This is a genomic window from Saccharothrix hoggarensis, from assembly GCF_042678885.1.
GTDB lineage: Bacteria > Actinomycetota > Actinomycetes > Mycobacteriales > Pseudonocardiaceae > Actinosynnema > Actinosynnema hoggarensis.
In genome coordinates this window covers 1-22,011 of record NZ_JBHTLK010000110.1, presented here as the reverse complement: position 1 = coordinate 22,011, position 22,011 = coordinate 1, and the positions used below count along the sequence as shown (strand labels likewise).

The following is a 22,011-nucleotide window of genomic DNA, read 5'->3' as shown; positions in this document are numbered from 1 at the left end:
CGCCGACGACGTCGCCGGCGTCCCGCTCGGCGGGGGCGGGCTGGACGACACCGCGCCCCGCGGGGTGACCGGCGCCGGCGCGCCGCGTCCGATCAGGGCGCCGACGAGCCAGACGACGAGCACCAGCGCGACCACCGACCCACCGATCGCCAGGGCACGGCGCCGCCAGTACACCGACGGCGGGTGCGGCTGCGGGCCTGTGGGCTCGGTCACGTCGTCGAAGGTAACCCGGACCTCGGGAAACTCCCCGTAGGCCTCGGTCCCCCGATGCGGTGAACGTGATCCTCAACAGATTCCACTTGTCAGCATGCGGGACTCGGGTTCCAATCCCAGGGAACACGGGAGGTGCGCGATGACCGCGATCGACGAGCTGCTCCGCCGCAACACCGAACTGGGCAACATCGTTCCGGGCGACCGGTCCTCACCCCGGCCCTCGATGAACGTCGCCATCCTGACGTGCATGGACTCCCGCATCCGGGTGTTCGAGATCTTCGGGCTCAAGCAGGGCGAGGCGCACGTGCTGCGCAACGCGGGCGGCGTCGTCACCGACGACATGATCCGCTCCCTGGCGCTGAGCCAGCGCAAGCTCGGCACCCGCGAGGTCCTGCTCGTCCACCACACCAACTGCGGCCTGCAGCTGGTCACCGAGGACGAGTTCAAGGACGAGCTGGAGCAGGACTCCGGGCTGCGGCCGACGTGGTCGGTGGAGGCGTTCCGCGAGGTGAAGGACAGCGTGCGCGGCTCGATGAACCGGGTCCGCCACAGCCCGTTCCTCCTGCACCGGGACGACGTGCGCGGCTTCGTCTACGACGTCCACACCGGCGAGCTGACCGAGGTGGTCTGACGCGCGCGCCCGTCGTGGGAGACTGTGCGGCGCCATGAGCCTGGACACGAGCCTGGACGCCGAACGCCTCCTCGACTGGTTCGCCGAGACCGCCCGCGACCTGCCCTGGCGCCGGCCGGAGTGCACGGCGTGGGGCGTGCTGGTCAGCGAGATCATGCTGCAGCAGACCCCGGTCGCGCGGGTCGAGCCGATCTGGCACGAGTGGCTCGCGCGCTGGCCGACGCCGTCCGCGATGGCGAAGGCGAGCCAGGGCGACGTCCTGCGCGCCTGGGGCAAGCTGGGCTACCCGCGACGCGCGCTCCGGCTGCACGCCGCCGCCCAGGCCATCGCCGGGCAGCACGGCGACGTGGTGCCGAGCGACGTGGACACCCTGCTCGCCCTGCCGGGCATCGGCGCGTACACGGCACGGGCGGTCGCGGCGTTCGCGTACGGGCAGAAGTGCCCGGTGGTCGACACGAACGTCCGCCGGGTCGTGGCACGGGCGGTGCACGGCGCGGGCGACGCGGGGCCGCCGTCCACGGCGAAGGACATGCGGGACGTCGAGGCGTTGCTCCCGGACGAGCGCGCCGCCGTCTACTCGGCCGCGTTGATGGAGCTGGGCGCGCTGGTCTGCACGGCCCGCGCGCCGAAGTGCGCCGACTGCCCGGTGTTCGACACGTGCGCGTGGCAGCGCAACGGCCGTCCCGCGTACGACGGGCCGGCGAAGGCGGTGCAGAAGTTCGCGGGCACCGACCGCCAGGTGCGCGGGCTGCTGCTGGACGTGCTGCGGGGCACGACGGAGCCGGTGGCGAAGGCGCGGCTGGACGTCGTGTGGTCGGACGCGGGCCAGCGGGACCGCTGCCTGCACTCGCTGCTCACCGACGGCCTGGTCGAGCAGACGGACGACGGCCGGTTCGCCCTGCCCGGCGAGCACACGGCCGGCGAGACCGCTGAGACCGCGGTCGGTGACCCCGGACCGGGCGAGCGCGTGCCGGGCGAGCCCCTGGCGAGCGGGCGCTGACGTGCACGCCCTCGTGGTGTTCTTCGACGCCGAAGCGGACGAGGCCGTGCGCGGCCTGTGGCGGCGGATCGGCGCGAAGTCCGAGCTGCCGCCGCACCTGACGTACGCGGCGGCGGGCACGATCGGGCCCAAGGTGCGGGCCGAGCTGCGCGAGGACCTGTCCCGGCTGTGGCTGCCGGACCTGTGGCTGCGCACCCTCAGCGCCACCGACACCACCCTCCAGCTGGACGCCGTCGTGGACAGCGAGCTGCTGGCCGTCCACTCGGCCGTCCACGACGTGCTCGCGGGCCGGGTGAAGCACCCGAACTCCCACCACCTGCCGGGCAACTGGGTGCCGCACTGCGCGCTGCTCACCGGCGAGGCCGACGAGGTGAAGGCCGCGTTCGCCGCGCTGCACCCGATCACGCCGATCCGCGCGAAGACCCGCGAGGTGGCGATCGTGGACACTCAGACCGGCGGGATCGACCCGCTCAGGAACGCCTCCACCGCGCCCCGGTAGACCTCCGGCGCCTCGTCGTGCACGACGTGCCCGGACTCCGGCACGACCAGGTGGCGCCCGCCGGTCCGCCGCGCCACCTCGGCCATCTGCCCGGCGCGCAGCCCGCCCCGACCGGCCTCGATCACGAGCGTCGGGCACCGGATGGCGTCCACGAAGTCCCAGTACGCCCGCTCGCCCCACTCGGCGGCGATCTCGTACAGGTCGGGCAGGTGGGCGATGAGGTGCCAGCCGTCCTCGCGCTCCTCGAACATCTCCTCCACCCGCGGCACGTCCACGACCGACCGGACGTGCGCGAGGGACTGGAACGGCGTCGGCCACGCGTCGAAGTACCACTTCCACTCGTCGACCGTGCGGCCCCGGTTGTCCGGCACGACGTCCTCGGCGACGACGGCGCGCACCAGGTCGGGCCGGGTCGCGGCGAGCGCCCACGCGTGCAGGCCGCCCATCGAGTGCCCGATGACGACGGCGGGCGCGAGGTCGTGCCGCTCGATCACCGCCGCGGCGTCCGCCACGAAGTCCTCGGTCCGGAACGGCCCGCGCACGGGGTTGCGGCCGTGCCCGCGCGCGTCCGGCGCGACGACCCGCCCGTACGGCTTGAGCCACTGCGCGACCGTCCACCACGTGCTCGCCCGGCTCATCAGGCCGTGGAGCAGCAGGATGCCCTGCCCCGATCCCCCGAACTCCGCAACGCTCATGCGTGCATCATGTCGGCATGGCCATCAGCTCCAAGGCGCGCCCGTACCTGCTCCTCGTCATCGTGGTGCTGGTCGTGGCCGGGATCGTGGTGGCGAGGCTCCCCGAGGACCGGCGGTCGGCGGCGCCCGCCGGGACCACCGCGACGACCGCCCCGCCGGTGGCCAACGCCGAGGGCGGCGACGGCGCGGGCGACCCGTACTACCCGCAGGACGGCAACACCGGCTACGACGTCACCGGCTACGACGTGTCGATCAGCTACGACCCGGCGACCAGGCGGCTGGACGGCGTCGCGACGATCACCGCCCGCGCGACCGCCGACCTGTCCCGGTTCAACCTCGACCTGTACGAGCTGGACGTCACCGCGGTGGCCGTGGCCGGGCGGGCGGCGGCCGGGTTCCGCCAGGAGGGCGACCACGAGCTCGTGATCGAGCCGGACGAGCCGGTGCGCGCGGGCGAGGAGTTCACCACCGAGGTCACGTACGGCGGCGAGCCGACCGTCGTGGAGGACCGGGCGCTCGGCCGCAGCGGGTGGCAGGTCTCGGCGACGGGCGGCGCGTTCGCGGCCGGCGAGCCGCACTCGGCGACGACGTGGTTCCCGGCCAACGACACCCCGCGCGACAAGGCCGCGTTCGCGGTGACCGCGCGGGTGCCGGAGGGCTGGTCGGTGATGTCGAACGGGGTGGAGCGCGGCTCGTCCACCGAGGCGGGCTGGACGTCGTTCCGCTGGGTCGCCGAGCAGCCCATGGCGACCTACCTGACCACGATCGCGATCGACCGGTGGACGGTGTCGCGGTCCACGCTGCCCGACGGCACGCCGGTGGTGGACGCGTACGCGCCGGGCGCGGACGGCGGGCGGCAGCACCAGGAGCGGCTGCCGGAGATCATCGGGTTCCTGGAGGAGAAGTTCGGGCCCTACCCGTTCGAGTCGGCGGGCGGGATCTTCCTCGCGGACGACATCGGCTTCTCGCTGGAGACCCAGACCCGTCCCATCTACGCCGCGTGGGCCGACCTCGACACGGTGGTGCACGAGAACGCGCACCAGTGGTTCGGCAACTCGGTGACGGTGGAGAACTGGGCCGACATCTGCCTGAACGAGTGCTTCGCGAGCTACGCGCAGTGGCTGTGGGCGGAGGCGAAGGAGGGCGCCGACCTCGACGCCCGCTACCGCGCCGAGGTGGAACGGGTCGCCGACCGCGAGACGTACTGGGGCCGCAAGCTGTACGACATGGGCCGGGGCAACGAGTTCCGCGGCGTCTACGACAAGGGCCAGCTCGCGCTGCACGCGTTGCGGCGGCAGGTCGGCGACGACGCGTTCGACCGGGTCCTGAAGGGCTGGACGTCCGCGCACCAGGCGGGCAACGCGTCGTGGCCGGAGTTCGAGGCGCACGTCGAGCAGGTGTCGGGGCAGGACCTGGACGCCTTCTTCGCCGCGTGGTTCCGGGGCGACGACGTCCCGGCCGACGAGCACCTGTTCCCGGGGCCGCTGCGCCGCTAGGTCGCGCGAACGGGACCGCCGGCAGACGGGACCCGCCCGCGGCCAGTAACGTCGGGGGCATGGCGGTTGTGAAGATCAATGCGATCCACGTGCCCGACGGCTCGGGCCCGGAGTTGGAGAAGCGGTTCGCCGCACGGCTCGGCGCGGTCGACTCGGAGCCCGGCTTCCTCGGGTTCCAGCTCCTGCGGCCGGTCAAGGGCGACGACCGGTACTTCGTGGTGACCCAGTGGGAGACCGAGGAGGACTTCCGGAACTGGATGGGCGGGCGCGCCAAGGAGGCGCACGCGGGCGAGCGGGCCAAGCCGGTCGGCACCGGTTCGGACCTGCTGGAGTTCGAGGTCGTCCTCAGCTCCGAGCCCAAGAGGTGACGGTCCGGGGAACGAGCCACCGAGGGTGAACGAGGCGCTCGACCGCGCGGCGGACCTGATCGCGGGCGCCGACGCGCTGCTGGTGTGCGCGGGCGCCGGGATGGGCGTGGACTCCGGCCTGCCGGACTTCCGCGGCGCGACCGGTTTCTGGCAGGCCTACCCGCCGTACGCGCGGCTGGGCCTGCGGTTCGAGGAACTGGCCGACCCGGTGCACTTCGTGGACGACCCGACGCTCGCGTGGGGCTTCTACGGGCACCGGCTCGACCTGTACCGGCGCACGGTCCCGCACGACGGCTTCCGCGTGCTGCGGGAGTGGGGCGCGCGGGTGTTCACGTCGAACGTGGACGGCCAGTTCCAGCGGGCCGGGTTCGCCGACGTGGCCGAGGTGCACGGCTCGATCCACCACCTGCAGTGCGTGGAGCCGTGCACGGACGACGTGTGGCCCGCCGACGACGTCGTGCTCGACGTGGAGCCGGAGTCCATGCGGGCGACCGGGCCGCTGCCCGCGTGCCGCAACTGCGGCGGGCTCGCGCGGCCGAACATCCTCATGTTCGGTGACTGGTCGTGGGTCGCCGGCCCGTCGCAGGAGCAGCTGGACGCCCTCACGCAGTGGCGGCGGGGGCGCCGCGACCTGGTGGTGATCGAGATCGGCGCGGGCAACGCGGTGCCGACCGTGCGCCGTCAGGCCGAGCTGGCCAGTGCCGCGTCCGGCGCGCTGATCCGGGTCAACCCGCGTGAGCCGGAGGTCCGGCACGGGCGCGGGGTGTCGCTGCCGATGGGCGCGCTGGACGCGATCACCGAGCTGGCACGACGAATCGGGTGACGACGGCCCGGTGGTCCGAGCCGGGGACGTCCACCACGGCGAACGCGTCCACCGGGCACCGGTTGTCCACCAGGACGTGGTCGATCGTGACCGGCGGCGGCCACAGCGCGCCGGACGGCCAGGTGGGGTTCAGGCCCTCGCCGACCTCGTCCGCGGCGTCCTTGTAGCCGCCGTTGAGCAGGCGGCGCAGCCCGGCGTGGTCCAGCGTGGCGTTGAAGTCGCCGGCGAGCACGCGCACCGGCCCGTCGAGCCGTCGTTCCGGCAGGCCCGCCAGCTCCCGCTGCCACCGCTCCGGCCCGTCGTCCACCACCGGCGGCAGCGGGTGCACCGACAGGACCTCCAGGTCGTCACCGGGCAGGTCGACCAGCGCGCCGGCCTGGCCCAACGTGCTGGGCGGCGTGAGGGTGCGCGGGAACAGCGGGTAGCGGGACGCGATGCCGGACCCGGAAGCGCCGGGCTCGTCCAGGAAGTGCCGGTGCGGCAGGACCTCCTCCAGGCCCGCGCGGTCGAAGTCGCGCACCATCGCGGGGGTCAGCTCCTGCAACGCGAGCACGTCCACGTCGTGCGCCCGCACCGCGGCCACCACGGCTTCCGCCTCGGCCTTGCCGACCAGCAGGTTCGCCGCCATCACCGTGACGGACGCGCCGCGGCCGAACGGCCTCGAATCGGGGAACGCCCGCGGGGCGACCGCCGCCACCAGCACGATCGCGACCAGCAGGGTGACGGCGCCGACCAGCCACCGCCGCAGCAGCAGCGCCAGCAGGCCCAGCAGGACTCCCGCCGCCGTGACGTACGGGGTGAGGGCCGTGGCGGCGATCATGTGCCGGGTGCCGTCGACGCCCGACAGCCGGGTGAGCGCGGCGAGCAGGAACGCGATGGCCGCCACCACCAGCAGGAACGTCGTGAACCCACGCCTGGTGCGGCGTTCCGCGATGTCGACCACGACATCTAGTCTGCCCGAGTGGACGTATTGCTGACGGGCTTCGAGCCGTTCGCCGGCGAGCGCACCAACCCGTCGTGGGACGCGGTGGACGCGGTGCGACCGGACGGCTACCGGCTGACGAAGCTGCGCCTGCCGTGCGTGTTCGGGGAGTCGATCGCCGCGGTGCGCGAGGCCCTCGCCGTCCGCCGGTACGACGTGGTGGTGTGCGTGGGCCAGGCGGGCGGACGGGTCGGCGTCACGCCGGAACGCGTCGCGGTGAACCTGGACGACGCCCGCATCCCGGACAACGCGGGCGCGCAGCCCGTCGACGAGCCGGTGGCGCCGGACGGGCCGGCCGCGTACTTCACCGGGCTGCCGGTGAAGGCGTGCGTGGCCGCGCTGGAGGCCGAGGGCATCCCGGCGTCGGTGTCGCACACGGCGGGCACGTTCGTCTGCAACCACGTGTTCTACGGCCTCATGCACCTGGTCGCGACCGAGCACCCCGGTGTGCGCGGCGGGTTCGTGCACGTGCCGTTCTCGCCGGAGCAGGCCGAGGGGCGCGACCTGCCCAGCCTGCCCGTCGCCACCACGGCCCGGGCGCTGGAGCTGATCGTCCGCACGGCGCTGACCACGTCCACCGACCTGCGCACCACCGCGGGCGCGCTGCACTGACCCCGGACGCGCGAAGCGCCCCCCGGCGTGAACCGGGGGGCGCTTCGAGGTGCGACCGTCAGGCGGACTCGGAGTCCGACTCGCCGGAGTCGCCACCGGACGACGCGAGGTCGACCGGCGGGGCGTCCGGGACGCGCATCGGCTTGGCCTCGCCGCGGAAGACGAAGTGCGCCTTGTCGTCGGCCTCGGACTCGCCGTCCCAGCCCTCGACGTCGGTGATGATGATCTGGCCGGGCTGGATCTCCCCGAACAGGATCTTCTCCGACAGCTGGTCCTCGATCTCCCGCTGGATGGTCCGGCGCAGCGGCCGGGCGCCCAGCACCGGGTCGAACCCGCGCTTGGCCAGCAGCATCTTCGCGCGATCCGTGAGCTCGATCGCCATGTCCTTGTTCTTCAACTGCGTCTCGACGCGGGCGATCATCAGGTCCACCATCTTGATGATCTCGTCCTGCGTGAGCTGGTGGAAGACGATGATGTCGTCGATGCGGTTGAGGAACTCGGGCCGGAAGTGCTTCTTCAGCTCGTCGTTGACCTTGTTCTTCATGCGCTCGTAGTTGGACGCGGTGTCCTGACCCGAGGTGAAGCCGAGGCCGACGGCCTTGCTGATGTCCGACGTGCCCAGGTTGGACGTGAAGATGATGACGGTGTTCTTGAAGTCCACCGTCCGGCCCTGACCGTCGGTCAGGCGGCCGTCCTCCAACACCTGGAGCAGCGTGTTGTAGACCTCCTGGTGGGCCTTCTCGATCTCGTCGAACAGCACCACGGAGAACGGCTTGCGGCGCACCTTCTCGGTGAGCTGGCCGCCCTCTTCGTAGCCGACGTAACCGGGAGGGGCACCGAACAGGCGCGACGCCGTGTAGCGGTCGTGGAACTCGCCCATGTCGATCTGGATCAGGGCGTCGTCCTCACCGAACAGGAAGTTCGCCAGCGCCTTCGACAGCTCGGTCTTACCCACGCCGGACGGGCCGGCGAAGATGAACGAGCCCGAGGGGCGCTTGGGGTCCTTCAGACCGGCCCTCGTGCGGCGGATCGCCTGCGACACGGCCTTGACCGCGTCGACCTGGCCGATGATCCGCTTGTGCAGCTCGTCCTCCATGCGGAGCAGACGCGTGGTCTCCTCCTCGGTGAGCTTGAACACTGGGATGCCGGTCCAGTTCGCCAGCACCTCGGCGATCTGCTCGTCGTCCACCTCGGCGACGACGTCGAGGTCGCCGTCCTTCCACTGCTTCTCCCGCTCGGCCTTCTGGCCCAGCAGGGTCTTCTCCTGGTCGCGGAGCTTCGCGGCGCGCTCGAAGTCCTGCGCGTCGATCGCGGACTCCTTGTCCCGGCGCACGTCGGCGATCTTCTCGTCGAACTCGCGCAGGTCCGGCGGCGCGGTCATCCGGCGGATGCGCATGCGCGCGCCCGCCTCGTCGATGAGGTCGATCGCCTTGTCCGGCAGGAACCGGTCGTTGATGTACCGGTCGGCCAGCGTCGCCGCGGCGACCAGCGCGGAGTCGGTGATCGAGACGCGGTGGTGCGCCTCGTACCGGTCACGCAGACCCTTGAGGATCTCGATCGTGTGCTCCAGCGACGGCTCGCCGACCTGGATCGGCTGGAACCGGCGCTCCAGGGCGGGGTCCTTCTCGACGTACTTGCGGTACTCGTCGAGGGTGGTCGCGCCGATGGTCTGGAGTTCACCGCGGGCGAGCATGGGCTTCAGGATCGAGGCGGCGTCGATCGCGCCCTCGGCGGCGCCCGCACCCACGAGGGTGTGGATCTCGTCGATGAACAGGATGATGTCGCCGCGCGTGCGGATCTCCTTGAGCACCTTCTTCAGGCGCTCCTCGAAGTCACCGCGGTAGCGCGAGCCCGCCACGAGCGAACCCAGGTCCAGCGTGTAGAGCTGCTTGTCCTTCAGGGTCTCGGGCACCTCGCCCTTGACGACCATCTGGGCCAAGCCCTCGACCACGGCGGTCTTGCCCACGCCGGGCTCGCCGATCAGGACCGGGTTGTTCTTGGTGCGGCGGGACAGCACCTGCATGACCCGCTCGATCTCCTTGGTGCGCCCGATCACCGGGTCGAGCTTGCCCTCCCGCGCGCTGGCGGTCAGGTTGCGCCCGAACTGGTCGAGGACCAGGGACGAGGACGGGGTGCCCTCACCGCGGCCGCCGGACTCGGCGGGCTCCTTGCCACCGGAGTAGCCGGACAGGAGCTGGAGCACCTGCTGGCGCACCCGGTTCAGGTCCGCACCCAGCTTGACCAGGACCTGGGCGGCGACGCCCTCGCCCTCGCGGATCAGGCCGAGCAGGATGTGCTCCGTGCCGATGTAGTTGTGCCCGAGCTGCAGCGCTTCGCGCAGCGACAGCTCCAGCACCTTCTTGGCGCGCGGGGTGAAGGGGATGTGGCCGGAAGGGGCCTGCTGGCCCTGGCCGATGATCTCCTCGACCTGCTGGCGGACGCCCTCCAGCGCGATCCCCAACGACTCCAGCGCCTTGGCGGCGACACCTTCACCCTCGTGGATCAACCCCAGGAGGATGTGCTCGGTGCCGATGTAGTTGTGGTTGAGCATCCGGGCCTCTTCTTGGGCCAGGACAACCACCCGCCTCGCGCGGTCGGTGAACCTTTCGAACATTCGCACTCCCTGACTGCTGCGCCGGCGGTCCTCGGGCTCACCACTGGCTGACCGTCTGGCTGACCGTGGAGAGCGCGGCACCGTGGGACCACTGTAGTCGTCAGTCCCGACACTCTCAGTTCCCGATCGCAGGCAGCGGTCTTCGGGGATCTCTGACATCGGTACCAACGCGTGATCTGCCTGGCAGATTCCACGGATCGGGTGTTGTCCGCTGAGCGCGAACACCCGACCGCTCGGCGACGGCGGTGGTGACCGGCGTCACCGCTGCGGTGCGGGTTAGGCGAACCTCGGTAAGGTTAGGCAAGCCTCAACCCGTTCCCACTCGACCGACGAGGACCTTCTGGACATGACCGTACCGGTGAGGGTGACCGCGTGCGACGTGACGACGCCCGTCGCGGAGTCCGTCCGGCGCGCGGCCGCGCTGCCCGAGGGCTTCGAGGTCCGGTTCGGGCTCCCGGCCGACCGGGAGGGCTGGGTCACCTGCGCCGAGTTCGTCGGCGAGCCGGAGCGGTTCGACAGGTGGCGCAAGGAGCTGGCCGAGTGGCTGCGCGAGCAGTTCGGCGAGGCACCGGACCGCACCACCGCCGGGTACGTCATGAGCTGGTACCTGAACGTGGTCGGCGTGCTCGGCGGGTTGTTGTTCCACAGCGCGCGGCGGGTGCCGTCGCTGCGGCCCGCCGACGTGGCCGTGAAGGTGGCGACGGAGGGCCGGCCGCACACCGAGGGCGTGGCGCTGCTCTCCGACGAGTTCGCGTGCCTGCCCGACGACCCGGCGGGCAACCACCCGGCGGCGACCGTGGTGGCCGACGAGACGGCGCTGGCGGCGCTGCTCAGGGCCCGGTTCGCGGCGCACGCGGCGCAGTTCGTCGGCGCGTTCGGGCCGACCGTGCGGCTGGGCCGCCGGATGCTGTGGGCGGCGGCGACCGACGCGCTGGACAACGCGGCGTGGACGGCCGGCCGGCTGTGCGGCGACGAGACGGCGGGCGTGGTGGACGCGGCGCTGCTGCTGCCGGCCAAGCTCGACCCGTTCACGTCGGCGTCCACCCTCACGGCGACGGAGGACGGCTGGACCCGCCGCCGCGAGAGCTGCTGCTTCCACTTCGCCCTGCCCGGCACCGAGGCGTGCGCCACCTGCCCGAGGGTCTGCTAGACCTCCCCGACGTGCGCGGCCCCGTCAGCGGTGGTGGCCGATCGGGATCACCAGCGGGGTGCCGGCGACCGGGTCGGGCACGACCTTCGCGTCCAGCCCGAAGACCTCCAGCAGGGTCGACTCGGTGAGCACGTCGGCCGGCGGGCCCGCGACGACGATCCGGCCGTCCTTCATCGCCACGAGCCGGTCGGCGTACCGGGCGGCCAGGTTCAGGTCGTGCAGCACCATCACCACGGTCCGGCCGGACTCCCGGTGCAGGCGGCGGACCAGGTCGAGCACGTCGATCTGGTGGGCCAGGTCGAGGTAGGTCGTCGGCTCGTCCAACAGCAGCAGGTCCGTGCCCTGGGCCAGCGCCATCGAGATCCACGCGCGCTGCCGCTGCCCGCCGGACAGCTCGTCCACGGTCCGGTGGGCGAGGTCGGCCATGCCGGTCAGCTCCAGCGCCGAGGCCACCGCCGCCGCGTCGTCAGGCGACCACTGCCGGTACCACGCCTGGTGGGGGTGCCTGCCGCGGGCGACCAGCTCGGCCACGGTCAGCCCCTCGGGCGCCTGCGGCGACTGCGGCAGCATCGCCAGGGCCTTGGCCACGTCACGGGTGGGCGTGCGGTCGATGCGCTTGCCGTCGAGCAGGACCGCGCCGGCGCGGGCGGGCAGCAGGCGGCCGAGGGCGCGCAGCAGCGTGGACTTGCCGCACCCGTTCGGGCCGATCACCGCCGTCACCGAACCGGACATGACGTCCAGGTCGAGGTCGGACACGACCAGCCGGTCCCCGTACCCGACGGACAACGACTGGGCCTGGAGCCGAACAGCGGTCATACCCGTGCCTCCCGGCGACTGCGGACGAGCAGGTACATCAGGTACGGCGCGCCGAGCACCGCGGTCACCACGCCGACCGGCAGCTCGAACCCGCCGAACGCCAGCCGCGCGACCAGGTCCGACACCACCACCAGCAGGCCGCCGACGACGGCCGAGCCGAGCAGCGGCGGGGTCGCGGCGCCGGCCAGCCGCAACGCGATCTGCGGCGACGCCAGCGCGACGAACGCGACCGGGCCGGCGGCGGCCGTCGCCACGGCCGCCAGCAGCACGGCGAGCAGCAGCAGCACGGTGCGCGCGCCGTTGACCCGGACCCCGAGCCCGCGCACGGTGTCGTCGTCGAACTGGAGGGCGCCGAGCAGCCGCGCCCCGACCAGGACGGCCGGGACGAGCAGCGCCAACGCCACCCCGACCGGCACGACGTGCTCCCACCCGCGCCCGTTGAGGCTGCCGGTGATCCACACCATCACCCGCGCCGCGTCGGTGACGTCGCCGACCGTCAGCAGGTAGTGCGTGAAGTTGCCGGCCACGGCCGAGACGCCGATGCCCACGAGCACCAGCCGGAAGCCCTCGATGCCGTGCCGCCACGCCAGGCCGTACACGAGCAGTCCGGCCAGCAACCCGCCGCCCAGGCTCGCCAGCGGCACGCCGACCGTCCCGGCGACGCCGCCGACCGCGCCGAGCGACCCGGCGAACGTGATCACGGTGACCGCGCCCGCGCCGGCGCCCCACGTGACGCCGAGGATGTCCGGGCTCGCCAGCGGGTTGCGCGCGATCGACTGGAACACCGCGCCGGAGACGCCGAGCGCCGCGCCGACGAACACGCCGGTCAACGCCCGCGGCAGGCGCAGGTCGAGCACGATGAACCGCTGCCCGCGCGGCCCGCCGCCGAGGAGGACGTCGAACACCTGCCCCAGCGGGATCGGGAAGTCGCCGCGCGCGACGCCCACGGCCGCCGCGAGCACCAGCAACGCGAGCCCGACCACCACCACGGCGATCGGCCGCCACCGCAGCGGCCCGGACACCGGGCCGAGCCGGAAGCCCCTGGTCGGCGTCGCGGTCACAGCCGCACCAGCTTCCGCCGCCGCACGAGCGCGATGAAGAACGGCGCGCCGACGAGCGCCATCACGACCCCGACCTCCAGTTCACCCGGCCGGGCGACCACGCGGCCGACCACGTCCGCGACGAGCAGCACGATCGCGCCGATCACCCCGGAGAACGGCAGCAGCCACCGGTGGTCCGGCCCGGTGAGCGCGCGCGCCGCGTGCGGCACGACCAGCCCGAGGAACCCGATCGGCCCGCACACCGCCACCGCGCCGCCCACCAGCAACGTCGTCGCGGCCACCCCGACGACCCTGGTCAACGCCACCCGCTGCCCGAGCGACCGCGCCACGTCGTCGCCGAGCGCCAGCGCGTTGAGGCCGGACGCGTTGGCCGCCGCCAGGACCAGCCCGAGCAGCAGGAACGGCAGCACCTGCCCCAGCACCGCGAGGTCGCGCCCGGCGATCGCGCCGACCTGCCAGAACCGGAACGCGTCGAGGCTCTGCCGGTCGAGCAGCACCAGCGCGGACACCAGCCCGTGCATGAGGGCGCTGACCGCCGCGCCCGCGAGCGCCAGCGTCACCGGGGTCGGCCCGGACCGGCCGGAACCCAGCAGGAACACGACGACGCTCGCCACGAGGGCGCCGGCGAACGCGAACCACACGTACCCGTGGAGGCTGGTGACGCCGAACGTGAAGATCGACAGCACGACGGCGAACGCGGCGCCCTGCGTGACGCCGAGGATGCCGGGGTCGGCGAGGGGGTTGCGGGTGTGGCCCTGCATCAGCGCGCCGCCGACGCCCAGGGCGACGCCGACCGCGATGCCGAGGAGCGTGCGCGGCACGCGGAGCTCGCGGACCACGATGTCGTCCTCCAGGCCGGTCGGCGTGGCGAGGGCGTGCCAGACGGCGTCGAGCGGGATGTCCTTGGTGCCGATGGCGACGCTGGCGAGCACGACCAGGGCGAGGAGCCCGACCAGCTGGAGCAGGCGGGTGGCACGGAGGGCCAACGTGGTGCTCTCCTCCCGCGACGCCCGATTCGGTGAGGTAAGGCTAACCGAACACGCTGGGGTCACCACCGGGCACGCTCCGTGCCACCGAACGGTCGAACAAAGATCACCGAACGCGTGCCGGCGACGAACTGAGACGCGGTACGAAAAAGATCTTCGTTTCCCGCGGGCGGTCCGAGAACTCCTCGGAAAACAACCGAGGGGCGCCGGAGGAATCCGGCGCCCCTTCGTCGATTGACGTAATTGCCGTGGCGTGCGCCACGGCAATGACTCGCGTCAGCCCTGCTGGTGGTAAGCCTCCAGCACCTCGGCCGGGATGCGCCCGCGATCGGACACCTTCATCCCCTGCTTGCGGGCCCACTCCCGAATGGCCTGGTTCTGCTCACGGTCCGCCGAAGCGGGACGAGCTGCCTTCACACCGGCCGGACGACCCGGGCCGCGCTTGCGGCCACCCGCCTTGCGGGCACTGGCGACGAAGTCGGCGAGAGCGTCGCGGAGCCTGGACGCATTGTCCGCAGAAAGGTCGATCTCGTAGGACACACCGTCCAATCCGAAGCCGACCGTCTCCTCGGCCTTCCCACCGTCCAGGTCATCGACCAGGGTCACGGTGACCTTCTGCGCCATGCGTATCCTCCTGGACTCGAATGCGCGGTGTTCCCCGACCGCGACCTAAAGCATTGGCGAGTGCAGGTTAGCGCACAAGTCCCGGAATGCGCCGCCCGGAGTCCGAGAAGTTACTCATTCCGGGCGCACGAGGGGGAACAGGATCGTCTCCCGGATACCGAGACCCGTGAGCGCCATCAGCAGCCGGTCGATGCCCATTCCCACGCCACCGCTCGGTGGCATTCCGTACTCCAGCGATCGCAGAAAGTCTTCGTCGACCGGCATGGCCTCGACGTCACCGGTCGCGCCAAGGCGTGCCTGGGCTTCCAACCGCTCCCGCTCGACCACCGGGTCGACCAGTTCCGAGTATCCCGTGGCCAACTCGAATCCGCGCACGTACAGGTCCCACTTTTCGGCGACACCCGGCCGGCTGCGGTGCTGACGGGTGAGCGGCGAGGTCTCCACCGGGAAATCGCGCACAAACGTGGGCGCGTGCAGGCCGTCGCCCACCAGGTGCTCCCACAGCTCCTCGACCAGCTTGCCGTGGCCGAGCTTCGGGTCCGCCTCCACCCCGAGCCGGTCGGCGAGCTTGCGCAGGTCCTCCGCCGACGTCTCGGGCGTGACGGGCTCGCCGGCCGCTTCGGACAGCGAGTCGTACATGCTCAACGTCGTCCACTCGCCGCCGAGGTCGTACTCGGAACCGTCGGCCAGCGTCACCACGTGCGAGCCGGCGACCGCCAGCGCCGCTTCCTGGATCAGCTCCCGCGTCAGCACCGCGTTCGTGTCGTAGGTGGCGTACGCCTCGTAGTACTCCAGCATGGAGAACTCGGGCGAATGCGACGAGTCCATGCCCTCGTTGCGGAAGTTGCGGTTGATCTCGAAGACCTTCTCGATACCGCCGACCACGCACCGCTTGAGGTACAGCTCCGGCGCGATCCGGAGGAACAGGTCGATGTCGAGCGCGTTCGAGCGGGTCACGAACGGCCGCGCGCTCGCGCCGCCCTGCAACGTCTGCAACATCGGCGTCTCGACTTCGATGAAACCGCGCCGGTGGAACGACTCCCGCAACGAGCGCACCACCGCGGCCCGGTTGCGGACCGTGTTCCGGGCCTGCTCGCGCAGGATCAGATCGACGTACCGCTGCCGAATGCGGGTTTCCTCGGCGAGTTCCTTGTGCGCGACCGGCAACGGGCGCAACGCCTTCGCCGTCATCGCCCACTGGTCCGCCATCACGGACAGTTCGCCGCGGCGGGACGTGATGACCTCGCCGCGTACGAATACGTGGTCGCCCAAGTCGACGTCGGACTTCCATTCGGCGAGCGCCTGCTCGCCGACGCCGTTCAGGCTGAGCATCGCCTGGAGTTCGGTGCCGTCGCCCTCGCGCAGCGTCGCGAAGCACAACTTGCCGGTGTTGCGGATGAACATGACCCGGCCGGTCACGCCGACGACTTCACCGGTCGACGTGTCGGGCTCCAGCCCTTGATGCGCCTCGCGCACCTCGCGCAGCGTGTGCGTGCGCGGAACTTCGACCGGATAGGGATCGACACCGCGTTCCAGCAGTCGCGCCCGCTTCTCCCGGCGGACCCTCAGCTGCTCGGGGAGATCGTCGTCGCTGGTCGCGGAACCGGTCGCTGGCTGCTCACTCACACCAGGAAGGGTACGGAAAGACCTCACGGGAAATCGAACCGGATCTCACTACGCTGTGGGTGGTGACCGGAGATGACTTGCGAGCCCGGCGGGCGAACTCCTTCGGAGCCCACGCCGCGGCTTACGCGGAACACCGCCCGGACTACCCCGCCGACGCCGTCCGGTGGGCATTGGCGCCACTGGGCCCCGGATCGCACGAGGTGCTGGACCTCGCCGCCGGCACCGGGAAGCTGACCGGAGGGCTGCTCGCCGAGGGCCACCACGTGACGGCCGTGGAGCCGGACGAGGACATGCTCTCGGAGCTGGTGCGCCACCACGGCGCGGTGCGCGCGCTCCCCGGCACCGCCGAGCGCATCCCGCTGCCGGACGGCACGGTCGACGCGGTCGTGGTCGGGCAGGCGTTCCACTGGTTCGACCCGGCGCGGGCCATGCCGGAGATCGCGCGCGTGCTGCGGTCCGGCGGCGTGCTCGCGGCGCTGTGGAACGACTACGACAACGCGGCGCCGTGGGTCGACGAGTTCCTGAAGGTCGCCAGGTCCAGCGTGAGCGCGCAGGACGACCTGGCCTTCGACCCGATGACGGAGCACGAGCTGTTCACCGACCCGGAGAAGCGGACCTTCCCGCACGTGCACCGGCGCACCGCCGAGTCGCTGGTGGCGATGGTCAACACGCACTCGCACGTCCTGGTGATCCCGGAGGAGGAGCGGGCCGGGCTGAACGCGCGGATGCTCGCGTTCCTCAAGGCCCGCCCCGAAACCGCCGACGGCGAGTTCGACCTCCCGCTGACCGTCTTCGTCAAGCGCCTGCGACGTGTTTGAACCATCGCGAGGTCGCGTCGATCGTTCGCGCCTGGTTTTCCGGCGATCACGCCCTTCGATCGTCGGAAAACCAGGCGCGAGCGGTCGACTTACAGGCGACCGAGCCGCCGTCTGCGGAGCAGCGGCAATCAAACACGGTTGCGTTCGAAGACCAAACGCAGGCCCAGCAGGGTCAGGTCCGGCACGTGCGACTGGATCGTCGCCGACTCCGTCACCACCAGGGGCGCGAGGCCGCCGGTCGCGATGACCGTGACCGGGCCCGGCTCGGTGAGCTGCAACTCGTCCACGATCCGGCGCACGAGGCCGTCCACCTGGCCGACGAACCCGTAGACGATGCCCGACTGCAGGCACTCGACGGTGTTCTTGCCGATCACCGACCGGGGCCGCACCAGCTCGACCTTGCGCAGCTGCGCGGCGCGCGCCGCGAGGGCGTCCAGCGAGATCTCGATGCCCGGCGTGAACGCGCCGCCCAGGAACTCGCCCTTGGCGGAGATGACGTCGAGGTTCGTGGACGTGCCGAAGTCCACGACCACGCACGCCGTGCTGTGCAGGTGGTGCGCGGCCAGCGTGTTGATCACGCGGTCGGAGCCCACCTCCTTGGGGTTGTCCACCAGCAGCGGCACGCCCGTCCGCACGCCCGGCTCGACCAGCACCTTCGGCACGGCCGAGTAGTAGCGCCCGAGCATCACGCGCAGTTCCCGCAGCACGGCGGGCACGGTGGACAGCGCCGAGATGCCGGTGATCTTGTCGGCGTACTCGCCGAGCAGGCCGCGCATGGTCAACGCCAGCTCGTCCGCGGTCATCCGGGCGTCGGTGCGCATCCGCCAGTCGCGGATCAGCGTGGCGGAGTCACCGGTCCCGTCGTACAGCCCGAGGACGATGTTGGTGTTGCCGACGTCGATGGCGAGCAGCACAGCGTGGTCCCCCTAGTCCTCGGCCTGGATCAACGCGTCCAGGGCCGCCGCGTCCTCGGTCTCCGCCGACACCGGCTCGGGCTGCGGCTGGCCGGTCGTCGACCCGTTCACCAGACCGGAGCCCTCCGGCGCGTGCGCCGGGTCCGCGCCGCGTTCGACGACCTTGTTGTCGGCGTCGACGAAGACCACCTTCGGTTCGTACACCCGCGCCTCGGCGTCGTCCATCTGCCCGTAGGCGATGAGGATCACCAGGTCGCCCGGCTTCACCAGGTGCGCGGCCGCGCCGTTGATGCCGATCACGCCGATGCCGCGCTCGCCCGGGATGACGTAGGTCTCCAGGCGCGCGCCGTTCGTGACGTCCACGATCGCGACCTGCTCGCCGGCGAGCAGGTCGGCGGCCTCCATCAGGTCCTCGTCCACCGTGACGGAGCCGACGTAGTGCAGGTCGGCCTGGGTGACGGTGGCCCGGTGGATCTTCGACTTGAGCATGGTGCGGAACATCGCGGTCCCCTTACTCGTCACCGGCGCCGAGCAGCACGGCGGCGTTGTCGATCAGTCGGGTGGCGCCCACGCGGGCCGCCACCAGCAGGCGGGCGTCGCCGTTCACCGGGGCCGGGCCCAGGTCGGGCGCCCGCAGCTCCAGGTAGTCCAGCTCGACGCCCGGCTCCGCGGCGATGGTGTCGCGCGCGGCCTTCAGCACGGCGTCCGCGCCCTGGCCGCTGACGTGCGCGCCCGCCACCAGGGCGGCGGACAGCGCGGTCGCGGCGGCCCGCTCGTCGTCGGACAGGTACCGGTTGCGGGAGGACAGCGCCAGGCCGTCCGGCTCGCGCACGGTCGGCACGCCCACCACGTCGAGCGGGAAGTTCAGGTCCCGCGCCATCCGGTGGATCAGCGTGAGCTGCTGGTAGTCCTTCTCGCCGAACACCGCGTAGGTGGGCTGCACGATGTTGAACAGCTTCGCCACGACGGTCAGCACGCCGGTGAAGTGGCCGGGCCGGACCGCGCCCTCCAGCTCGTCGCCGAGCGGGCCGGGGTTCACGGTGACCGTGCTGCCCGGCAGGTACATGTCCTCGGCCGACGGCGCGAACACGATGCCGACGCGCTCGGCGCGGCAGATGTCCACATCGGACTCGAAGTTGCGCGGGTAGCGGTCGAAGTCCTCGTTCGGGCCGAACTGGGTCGGGTTCACGAACAGGGAGACGACGACCACGGTGTTCTGCATGACCTGCGCTTCGCGGATCAGCTTGCGGTGGCCCTCGTGCAGCGCGCCCATCGTCGGCACCAGGGCGATGTTGCGACCCGCCGCCTTCAACGCCCTGGTGACGCGGCGCAGCCGCTCCGGGTCGCGGTGCACCGTCACGTCGTTGGGCGTGTAGTCGTCCTTGGTGAGCGGCTTGGTCATGCCTGTTCCTCGAGAGTGGTGCGGACGTCGGCCGCGAGCTCGGGCTTGAGCAGCCCGGCGGCCTGTGCGCGCGCCGCGGTGCGGAGCGCGAGAACCCGGTACGCGGGCAGGGTGTCCTGCTCGGCGAGCACCGCCAGGTGCTTGGCCACGGTGCCCGCGTCGCCGCGCGCGACGGGACCGGTCAGGGCGCGGTCGCCGTGCCGCAGGGCGTTGTCCAGCGCGGCGGACAGCAGCGGCCCGAGCATCCGCTCGGCGTCCGCGATGCCCGCGTCGCGCAGGAGGTCGGCGCAGTCGGCGACCAAGGTGATCAGGTGGTTCGCGCCGTGCGCGAGGGCGGCGTGGTAGAGCGGCCGGGCGGCTTCGGGCACGCGCACCGGCTCGGCGGACATCTCCACCACCAGGGCCTCGCCCACGTTCCACGCGACCTCGTCGCCGTCCGCGGCGGTGACGCCGACCGAGCAGGCGTTCATCCGCTGCACGTCCTCGGCGCGGCCGGTGAACGTCATCACGGGGTGCAGCGCCACGCACAGCGCGCCCAGCCCGGCGGCCGGCGCGAGCACGTCCACGCCCTGCGCGCCGCTGGTGTGCACGACGATCTGCCCGGCGCGCAGCGAGCCGGTGGCGACGAGGCCGCGGACCAGGCCGGCCAGCTCGTCGTCGGGCACGGCGAGGAGCACCAGGTCGGCGGAGGCGGCGACGTCCGTCGGCGGTCGCACGGGCACGTCCGGCAGCAGCTCTTCGGCGCGGCGCAGCGACTCCCGGGAGACGGCGGCGACCGCGCTCACGGCGTGCCCCGCTCGGGAGAGCGCGGCGCCCAGGACCGAACCCACCCGGCCTGCCGAGATCACTCCCACGGCCAGCCGCGCGGGGCGGGGGGTCGCGTCCATGCGACGTACTCCTTCAGGCGGCGTTCCAGTCCCTTTGGTCGGGTACCGGACGACGGCCGCGAGCGTAATCCGGTGGGTGGTGATCAGCCGTCAACTGCGACGAACGCCACCTGCGGCCTTCATCGCGCCGGGTGCGTCGATCGCGGCCTGACGTGCGGCGACGAGGGCACTGAGCAGCTTCTCGTGGCGTTCCTCGGCGTCGTGGCCCGCGGTCCCGTTGGCGATGCGGTGGCGCAGGAACGCGAGCTCGGTGGCGGCCACCTGGTAGCCCGCGACCGCCTTGGCCGCCCGGTCGCCGACCTTGCGCTTCACCGCGCGCCGCCACCGGCTTCGGCCCTGGAGGCTGGCCAGCAGGGTCACTTCGCTGGAGGCGATCCACTTGTTGGCGGCCATGGCGGGCAGCTGGCCCGCGACGATCCGCTGCTCGCGGCGGCGCTGCCACACGACCATGAGCACCATGCCGGCGAAGATCGGCACCATGATCAGGAAGTACAGGTTGATGAACGTGGAGCCGGTGCCGACGGTGGTGGAGAAGTTCCACAGCGAGTGCAGGCCGACCGCGCCGAGGTAGCCGAGGATCGGCGTGACGACCCGCAGCCTCCGGCTCGTGGTCATCGCCGCGATGCCGATCCCGATGCCCGTCATCGACGTGAACAGCGGGTGCGCGAACGGCGAGAGCACCCCGCGCAGGATGAACAGGGCGATGACCCCGCTGCCGAGGTCGCCGAACCCGCTGTCGGAGAAGACCCGGGCGAAGTACCAGATGTTCTCGGTGAACGCGAAGCCCGCGGCCGTCACGCCCGCGTAGACCACGCCGTCCACGATGCCGTCGAACTCCTGGCGGCGGCGCAGGAACAGCACCACGATGAACGCCGCCTTCGCGGCCTCCTCGGTGATCGGCGCGCCGATGACGGCGGCGAACGTGGCGCCGTCGCCGTTGAGCAGCTCGCCGAGCACGTGCGCGGTCTGGTTGAACACCAGGGACGTGATGGTCGCGCCGCACGCGCCCCACGCGAAGGCCAGCAGCAGGATCTTCGCCGGTTCCGGCTCCCACCGGTCGACCCACAGGTAGGCGCCGATCACCGCGAGGACGGGCGCCAGGGCGGCCAGCGCGCCGACCAGGATGGGCAGCAGACCGATCCGGGTCGTGCCGAGGCCGAGGAGCACCAGCCCGCACACGCCCAGCGCGATCAGGCCCACGACCGGGAGCAGGACGGTCCAGCGGTGCTGGTCGACGCGCTTGCGGGCGGGAGTGGTCACGGGGAGCAACCTTAAAGGGACACTTGACTGATGGTGGAGTCGGAAGCCCTGTGGCGCGAGGCGCTGTACGGGCCGTCGGGGTTCTTCACCCGTGGCGAGGTGCCCGCCGACCACTTCCGGACCGCGCCCCTGGTGGGACCTGAGCTGGCCGAAGCCCTGCTCGTGCTGCTCGATCGGGTGGACTTCGCGCTGGGCCGGCCGGACCGGCTCGACTTCGTCGACGTCGGCGCGGGCGGCGGCGAGCTGTCGGCGACGGTGCGGTCACTGGCTTCGGGGTCGCTGGCGGCCCGGCTGGTGGTGACGGCGGTGGACCTCGGGCCCGCCCGGTCGCTGCCCGGCGTGCGGTGGACGTCGGCGCTGCCGTCCTCGGTGTGCGGGTTGCTGGTCGGGCACGAGTGGCTGGACGCGGTGCCGTGCCCGCTGGTGACGGGACCGGCGTCGCACCCGTGGCTGGACCGGTGGTGGCCGGTGCGGCCGGGCGACCGGGCGGAGGTCGGGGCGCCCCGGGACGCGGCGTGGGCGGACGCGGTGTCG

At 72.2% G+C, this 22,011-nt stretch carries 22 protein-coding genes and 2 pseudogenes; 10 read left to right on the top strand and 14 right to left on the bottom strand.

Annotated features, from left to right (window positions below; translation table 11 throughout):
* Positions 1–213, bottom strand: a pseudogene (locus ACFQ3T_RS20640) (hypothetical protein); the annotation flags it as partial.
* 139 nt (positions 214–352) lie between these two features.
* Here ACFQ3T_RS20640 and ACFQ3T_RS20635 point away from each other — a divergent pair.
* Genes ACFQ3T_RS20635 through ACFQ3T_RS20625 form a run of 3 tightly spaced genes read left to right on the top strand, consistent with a single transcriptional unit; the run spans position 353 to position 2,343 of the window.
* Complete coding sequence (locus tag ACFQ3T_RS20635) at positions 353–844, top strand: beta-class carbonic anhydrase (protein ID WP_380724952.1); 492 nt, start codon at positions 353–355, stop codon at positions 842–844.
* A gap of 34 nt (positions 845–878) precedes the next feature.
* The gene (locus tag ACFQ3T_RS20630; protein ID WP_380724951.1) at positions 879–1,844 is read left to right on the top strand and encodes an HhH-GPD family protein; all 966 of its coding nucleotides are present in this window, start codon (positions 879–881) and stop codon (positions 1,842–1,844) included.
* 1 nt (position 1,845) lies between these two features.
* Positions 1,846–2,343, top strand: coding sequence for a 2'-5' RNA ligase family protein (locus ACFQ3T_RS20625; protein WP_380724950.1), 498 nt, complete (start codon positions 1,846–1,848; stop codon positions 2,341–2,343).
* On the opposite strand, the gene ACFQ3T_RS20620 is transcribed toward ACFQ3T_RS20625, so the two are convergent.
* Positions 2,292–3,038: an alpha/beta fold hydrolase gene (locus ACFQ3T_RS20620; RefSeq protein WP_380724949.1), complete on the bottom strand. Its 747-nt coding sequence runs from the start codon at positions 3,036–3,038 to the stop codon at positions 2,292–2,294. The two genes, ACFQ3T_RS20625 and ACFQ3T_RS20620, sit on opposite strands and share 52 nt — an antisense overlap.
* A 17-nt stretch (positions 3,039–3,055) precedes the next feature.
* Here ACFQ3T_RS20620 and ACFQ3T_RS20615 point away from each other — a divergent pair, with 17 nt between their 5' ends.
* From ACFQ3T_RS20615 to ACFQ3T_RS20605, 3 genes are read left to right on the top strand one after another with little or no spacing between them, the layout of a single operon-like run.
* On the top strand, positions 3,056–4,534 hold the full coding sequence (locus ACFQ3T_RS20615; RefSeq protein ID WP_380724948.1) for a M1 family metallopeptidase: 1,479 nt from the start codon (positions 3,056–3,058) through the stop codon (positions 4,532–4,534).
* Between the two features lie 59 nt (positions 4,535–4,593).
* Positions 4,594–4,902: an antibiotic biosynthesis monooxygenase family protein gene (locus tag ACFQ3T_RS20610; RefSeq protein ID WP_380724947.1), complete on the top strand. Its 309-nt coding sequence runs from the start codon at positions 4,594–4,596 to the stop codon at positions 4,900–4,902.
* A gap of 25 nt (positions 4,903–4,927) precedes the next feature.
* Positions 4,928–5,725 (top strand): SIR2 family NAD-dependent protein deacylase, encoded by a 798-nt coding sequence (locus ACFQ3T_RS20605; RefSeq protein WP_380724946.1) that lies wholly within the window; start codon positions 4,928–4,930, stop codon positions 5,723–5,725.
* Here ACFQ3T_RS20605 and ACFQ3T_RS20600 read toward each other — a convergent pair.
* Positions 5,697–6,668, bottom strand: coding sequence for an endonuclease/exonuclease/phosphatase family protein (locus ACFQ3T_RS20600; RefSeq protein WP_380724945.1), 972 nt, complete (start codon positions 6,666–6,668; stop codon positions 5,697–5,699). The genes ACFQ3T_RS20605 and ACFQ3T_RS20600 overlap by 29 nt on opposite strands.
* 18 nt (positions 6,669–6,686) lie before the next feature.
* Here ACFQ3T_RS20600 and pcp point away from each other — a divergent pair, with 18 nt between their 5' ends.
* Positions 6,687–7,319, top strand: coding sequence for a pyroglutamyl-peptidase I (gene pcp, locus ACFQ3T_RS20595; RefSeq protein WP_380724944.1), 633 nt, complete (start codon positions 6,687–6,689; stop codon positions 7,317–7,319).
* Between the two features lie 58 nt (positions 7,320–7,377).
* Here pcp and ACFQ3T_RS20590 read toward each other — a convergent pair whose 3' ends face one another.
* A complete protein-coding gene (locus ACFQ3T_RS20590; RefSeq protein ID WP_380724943.1) occupies positions 7,378–9,933 on the bottom strand; it encodes an ATP-dependent Clp protease ATP-binding subunit in 2,556 nt (851 codons plus the stop codon).
* A 346-nt stretch (positions 9,934–10,279) separates the two neighbouring features.
* On the opposite strand from ACFQ3T_RS20590, the gene ACFQ3T_RS20585 reads away from it, so the two are divergent.
* Positions 10,280–11,083 carry a (2Fe-2S)-binding protein gene (locus ACFQ3T_RS20585; RefSeq protein WP_380724942.1) on the top strand — a complete coding sequence of 268 codons (804 nt, stop codon included), beginning with the start codon at positions 10,280–10,282 and terminating at the stop codon, positions 11,081–11,083.
* A gap of 24 nt (positions 11,084–11,107) precedes the next feature.
* Here ACFQ3T_RS20585 and ACFQ3T_RS20580 read toward each other — a convergent pair whose 3' ends face one another.
* The 5 genes from ACFQ3T_RS20580 to lysS all read right to left on the bottom strand — a co-directional run bounded on the left by ACFQ3T_RS20580 (position 11,108) and on the right by lysS (position 16,196).
* A complete protein-coding gene (locus tag ACFQ3T_RS20580; protein ID WP_380724941.1) occupies positions 11,108–11,899 on the bottom strand; it encodes an ABC transporter ATP-binding protein in 792 nt (263 codons plus the stop codon).
* Positions 11,896–12,960 carry a FecCD family ABC transporter permease gene (locus tag ACFQ3T_RS20575; RefSeq protein ID WP_380724940.1) on the bottom strand — a complete coding sequence of 355 codons (1,065 nt, stop codon included), beginning with the start codon at positions 12,958–12,960 and terminating at the stop codon, positions 11,896–11,898. The genes ACFQ3T_RS20580 and ACFQ3T_RS20575 overlap by 4 nt, the downstream gene beginning before the upstream one ends.
* Positions 12,957–13,946 (bottom strand): FecCD family ABC transporter permease, encoded by a 990-nt coding sequence (locus ACFQ3T_RS20570; protein WP_380724939.1) that lies wholly within the window; start codon positions 13,944–13,946, stop codon positions 12,957–12,959. Before ACFQ3T_RS20570 ends, ACFQ3T_RS20575 begins: the two co-directional genes overlap by 4 nt.
* Before the next feature lie 276 nt (positions 13,947–14,222).
* Positions 14,223–14,570 (bottom strand): histone-like nucleoid-structuring protein Lsr2, encoded by a 348-nt coding sequence (locus ACFQ3T_RS20565; RefSeq protein ID WP_073886911.1) that lies wholly within the window; start codon positions 14,568–14,570, stop codon positions 14,223–14,225.
* 114 nt (positions 14,571–14,684) lie between these two features.
* Positions 14,685–16,196 carry a lysine--tRNA ligase gene (lysS, locus tag ACFQ3T_RS20560; RefSeq protein ID WP_380724938.1) on the bottom strand — a complete coding sequence of 504 codons (1,512 nt, stop codon included), beginning with the start codon at positions 16,194–16,196 and terminating at the stop codon, positions 14,685–14,687.
* Between the two features lie 62 nt (positions 16,197–16,258).
* On the opposite strand from lysS, the gene ACFQ3T_RS20555 reads away from it, so the two are divergent.
* Positions 16,259–17,014, top strand: a complete 756-nt coding sequence (locus tag ACFQ3T_RS20555) for a class I SAM-dependent methyltransferase (protein WP_380724937.1) — start codon at positions 16,259–16,261, stop codon at positions 17,012–17,014.
* A 128-nt stretch (positions 17,015–17,142) separates the two neighbouring features.
* Here the strand turns inward: ACFQ3T_RS20555 and ACFQ3T_RS20550 are convergent, their stop codons facing one another.
* The 5 genes from ACFQ3T_RS20550 to ACFQ3T_RS20530 all read right to left on the bottom strand — a co-directional run bounded on the left by ACFQ3T_RS20550 (position 17,143) and on the right by ACFQ3T_RS20530 (position 21,477).
* Complete coding sequence (locus tag ACFQ3T_RS20550; protein ID WP_380724936.1) at positions 17,143–17,928, bottom strand: type III pantothenate kinase; 786 nt, start codon at positions 17,926–17,928, stop codon at positions 17,143–17,145.
* A 12-nt stretch (positions 17,929–17,940) separates the two neighbouring features.
* Positions 17,941–18,429 carry an aspartate 1-decarboxylase gene (gene panD, locus ACFQ3T_RS20545; RefSeq protein ID WP_380724935.1) on the bottom strand — a complete coding sequence of 163 codons (489 nt, stop codon included), beginning with the start codon at positions 18,427–18,429 and terminating at the stop codon, positions 17,941–17,943.
* Positions 18,430–18,439: 10 nt separating this feature from the next.
* Positions 18,440–19,330 carry a pantoate--beta-alanine ligase gene (gene panC, locus ACFQ3T_RS20540; protein WP_380724934.1) on the bottom strand — a complete coding sequence of 297 codons (891 nt, stop codon included), beginning with the start codon at positions 19,328–19,330 and terminating at the stop codon, positions 18,440–18,442.
* Positions 19,327–20,217, bottom strand: coding sequence for a Rossmann-like and DUF2520 domain-containing protein (locus ACFQ3T_RS20535; RefSeq protein WP_380724933.1), 891 nt, complete (start codon positions 20,215–20,217; stop codon positions 19,327–19,329). Before ACFQ3T_RS20535 ends, panC begins: the two co-directional genes overlap by 4 nt.
* A gap of 90 nt (positions 20,218–20,307) precedes the next feature.
* On the bottom strand, positions 20,308–21,477 hold the full coding sequence (locus tag ACFQ3T_RS20530; RefSeq protein ID WP_380724932.1) for a PrsW family intramembrane metalloprotease: 1,170 nt from the start codon (positions 21,475–21,477) through the stop codon (positions 20,308–20,310).
* Positions 21,478–21,507: 30 nt separating this feature from the next.
* Here ACFQ3T_RS20530 and ACFQ3T_RS20525 point away from each other — a divergent pair.
* Positions 21,508–22,011 (top strand): annotated as a pseudogene (locus ACFQ3T_RS20525) (SAM-dependent methyltransferase); the annotation flags it as partial.

What these genes read in the sequence shown, in the direction of transcription:
- ACFQ3T_RS20590 (WP_380724943.1), bottom strand. Translation starts at nt 9,933, where the DNA reads ATGTTCGAAAGGTTCACCGACCGCGCGAGGCGGGTGGTTGTCCTGGCC.
- ACFQ3T_RS20610 (WP_380724947.1), top strand. Translation starts at nt 4,594, where the DNA reads ATGGCGGTTGTGAAGATCAATGCGATCCACGTGCCCGACGGCTCGGGC.
- ACFQ3T_RS20630 (WP_380724951.1), top strand. Translation starts at nt 879, where the DNA reads ATGAGCCTGGACACGAGCCTGGACGCCGAACGCCTCCTCGACTGGTTC.
- ACFQ3T_RS20635 (WP_380724952.1), top strand. Translation starts at nt 353, where the DNA reads ATGACCGCGATCGACGAGCTGCTCCGCCGCAACACCGAACTGGGCAAC.
- ACFQ3T_RS20580 (WP_380724941.1), bottom strand. Translation starts at nt 11,899, where the DNA reads ATGACCGCTGTTCGGCTCCAGGCCCAGTCGTTGTCCGTCGGGTACGGG.
- panC (WP_380724934.1), bottom strand. Translation starts at nt 19,330, where the DNA reads ATGACCAAGCCGCTCACCAAGGACGACTACACGCCCAACGACGTGACG.
- ACFQ3T_RS20615 (WP_380724948.1), top strand. Translation starts at nt 3,056, where the DNA reads ATGGCCATCAGCTCCAAGGCGCGCCCGTACCTGCTCCTCGTCATCGTG.
- ACFQ3T_RS20535 (WP_380724933.1), bottom strand. Translation starts at nt 20,217, where the DNA reads ATGGACGCGACCCCCCGCCCCGCGCGGCTGGCCGTGGGAGTGATCTCG.
- ACFQ3T_RS20565 (WP_073886911.1), bottom strand. Translation starts at nt 14,570, where the DNA reads ATGGCGCAGAAGGTCACCGTGACCCTGGTCGATGACCTGGACGGTGGG.
- ACFQ3T_RS20620 (WP_380724949.1), bottom strand. Translation starts at nt 3,038, where the DNA reads ATGAGCGTTGCGGAGTTCGGGGGATCGGGGCAGGGCATCCTGCTGCTC.
- panD (WP_380724935.1), bottom strand. Translation starts at nt 18,429, where the DNA reads ATGTTCCGCACCATGCTCAAGTCGAAGATCCACCGGGCCACCGTCACC.
- ACFQ3T_RS20585 (WP_380724942.1), top strand. Translation starts at nt 10,280, where the DNA reads ATGACCGTACCGGTGAGGGTGACCGCGTGCGACGTGACGACGCCCGTC.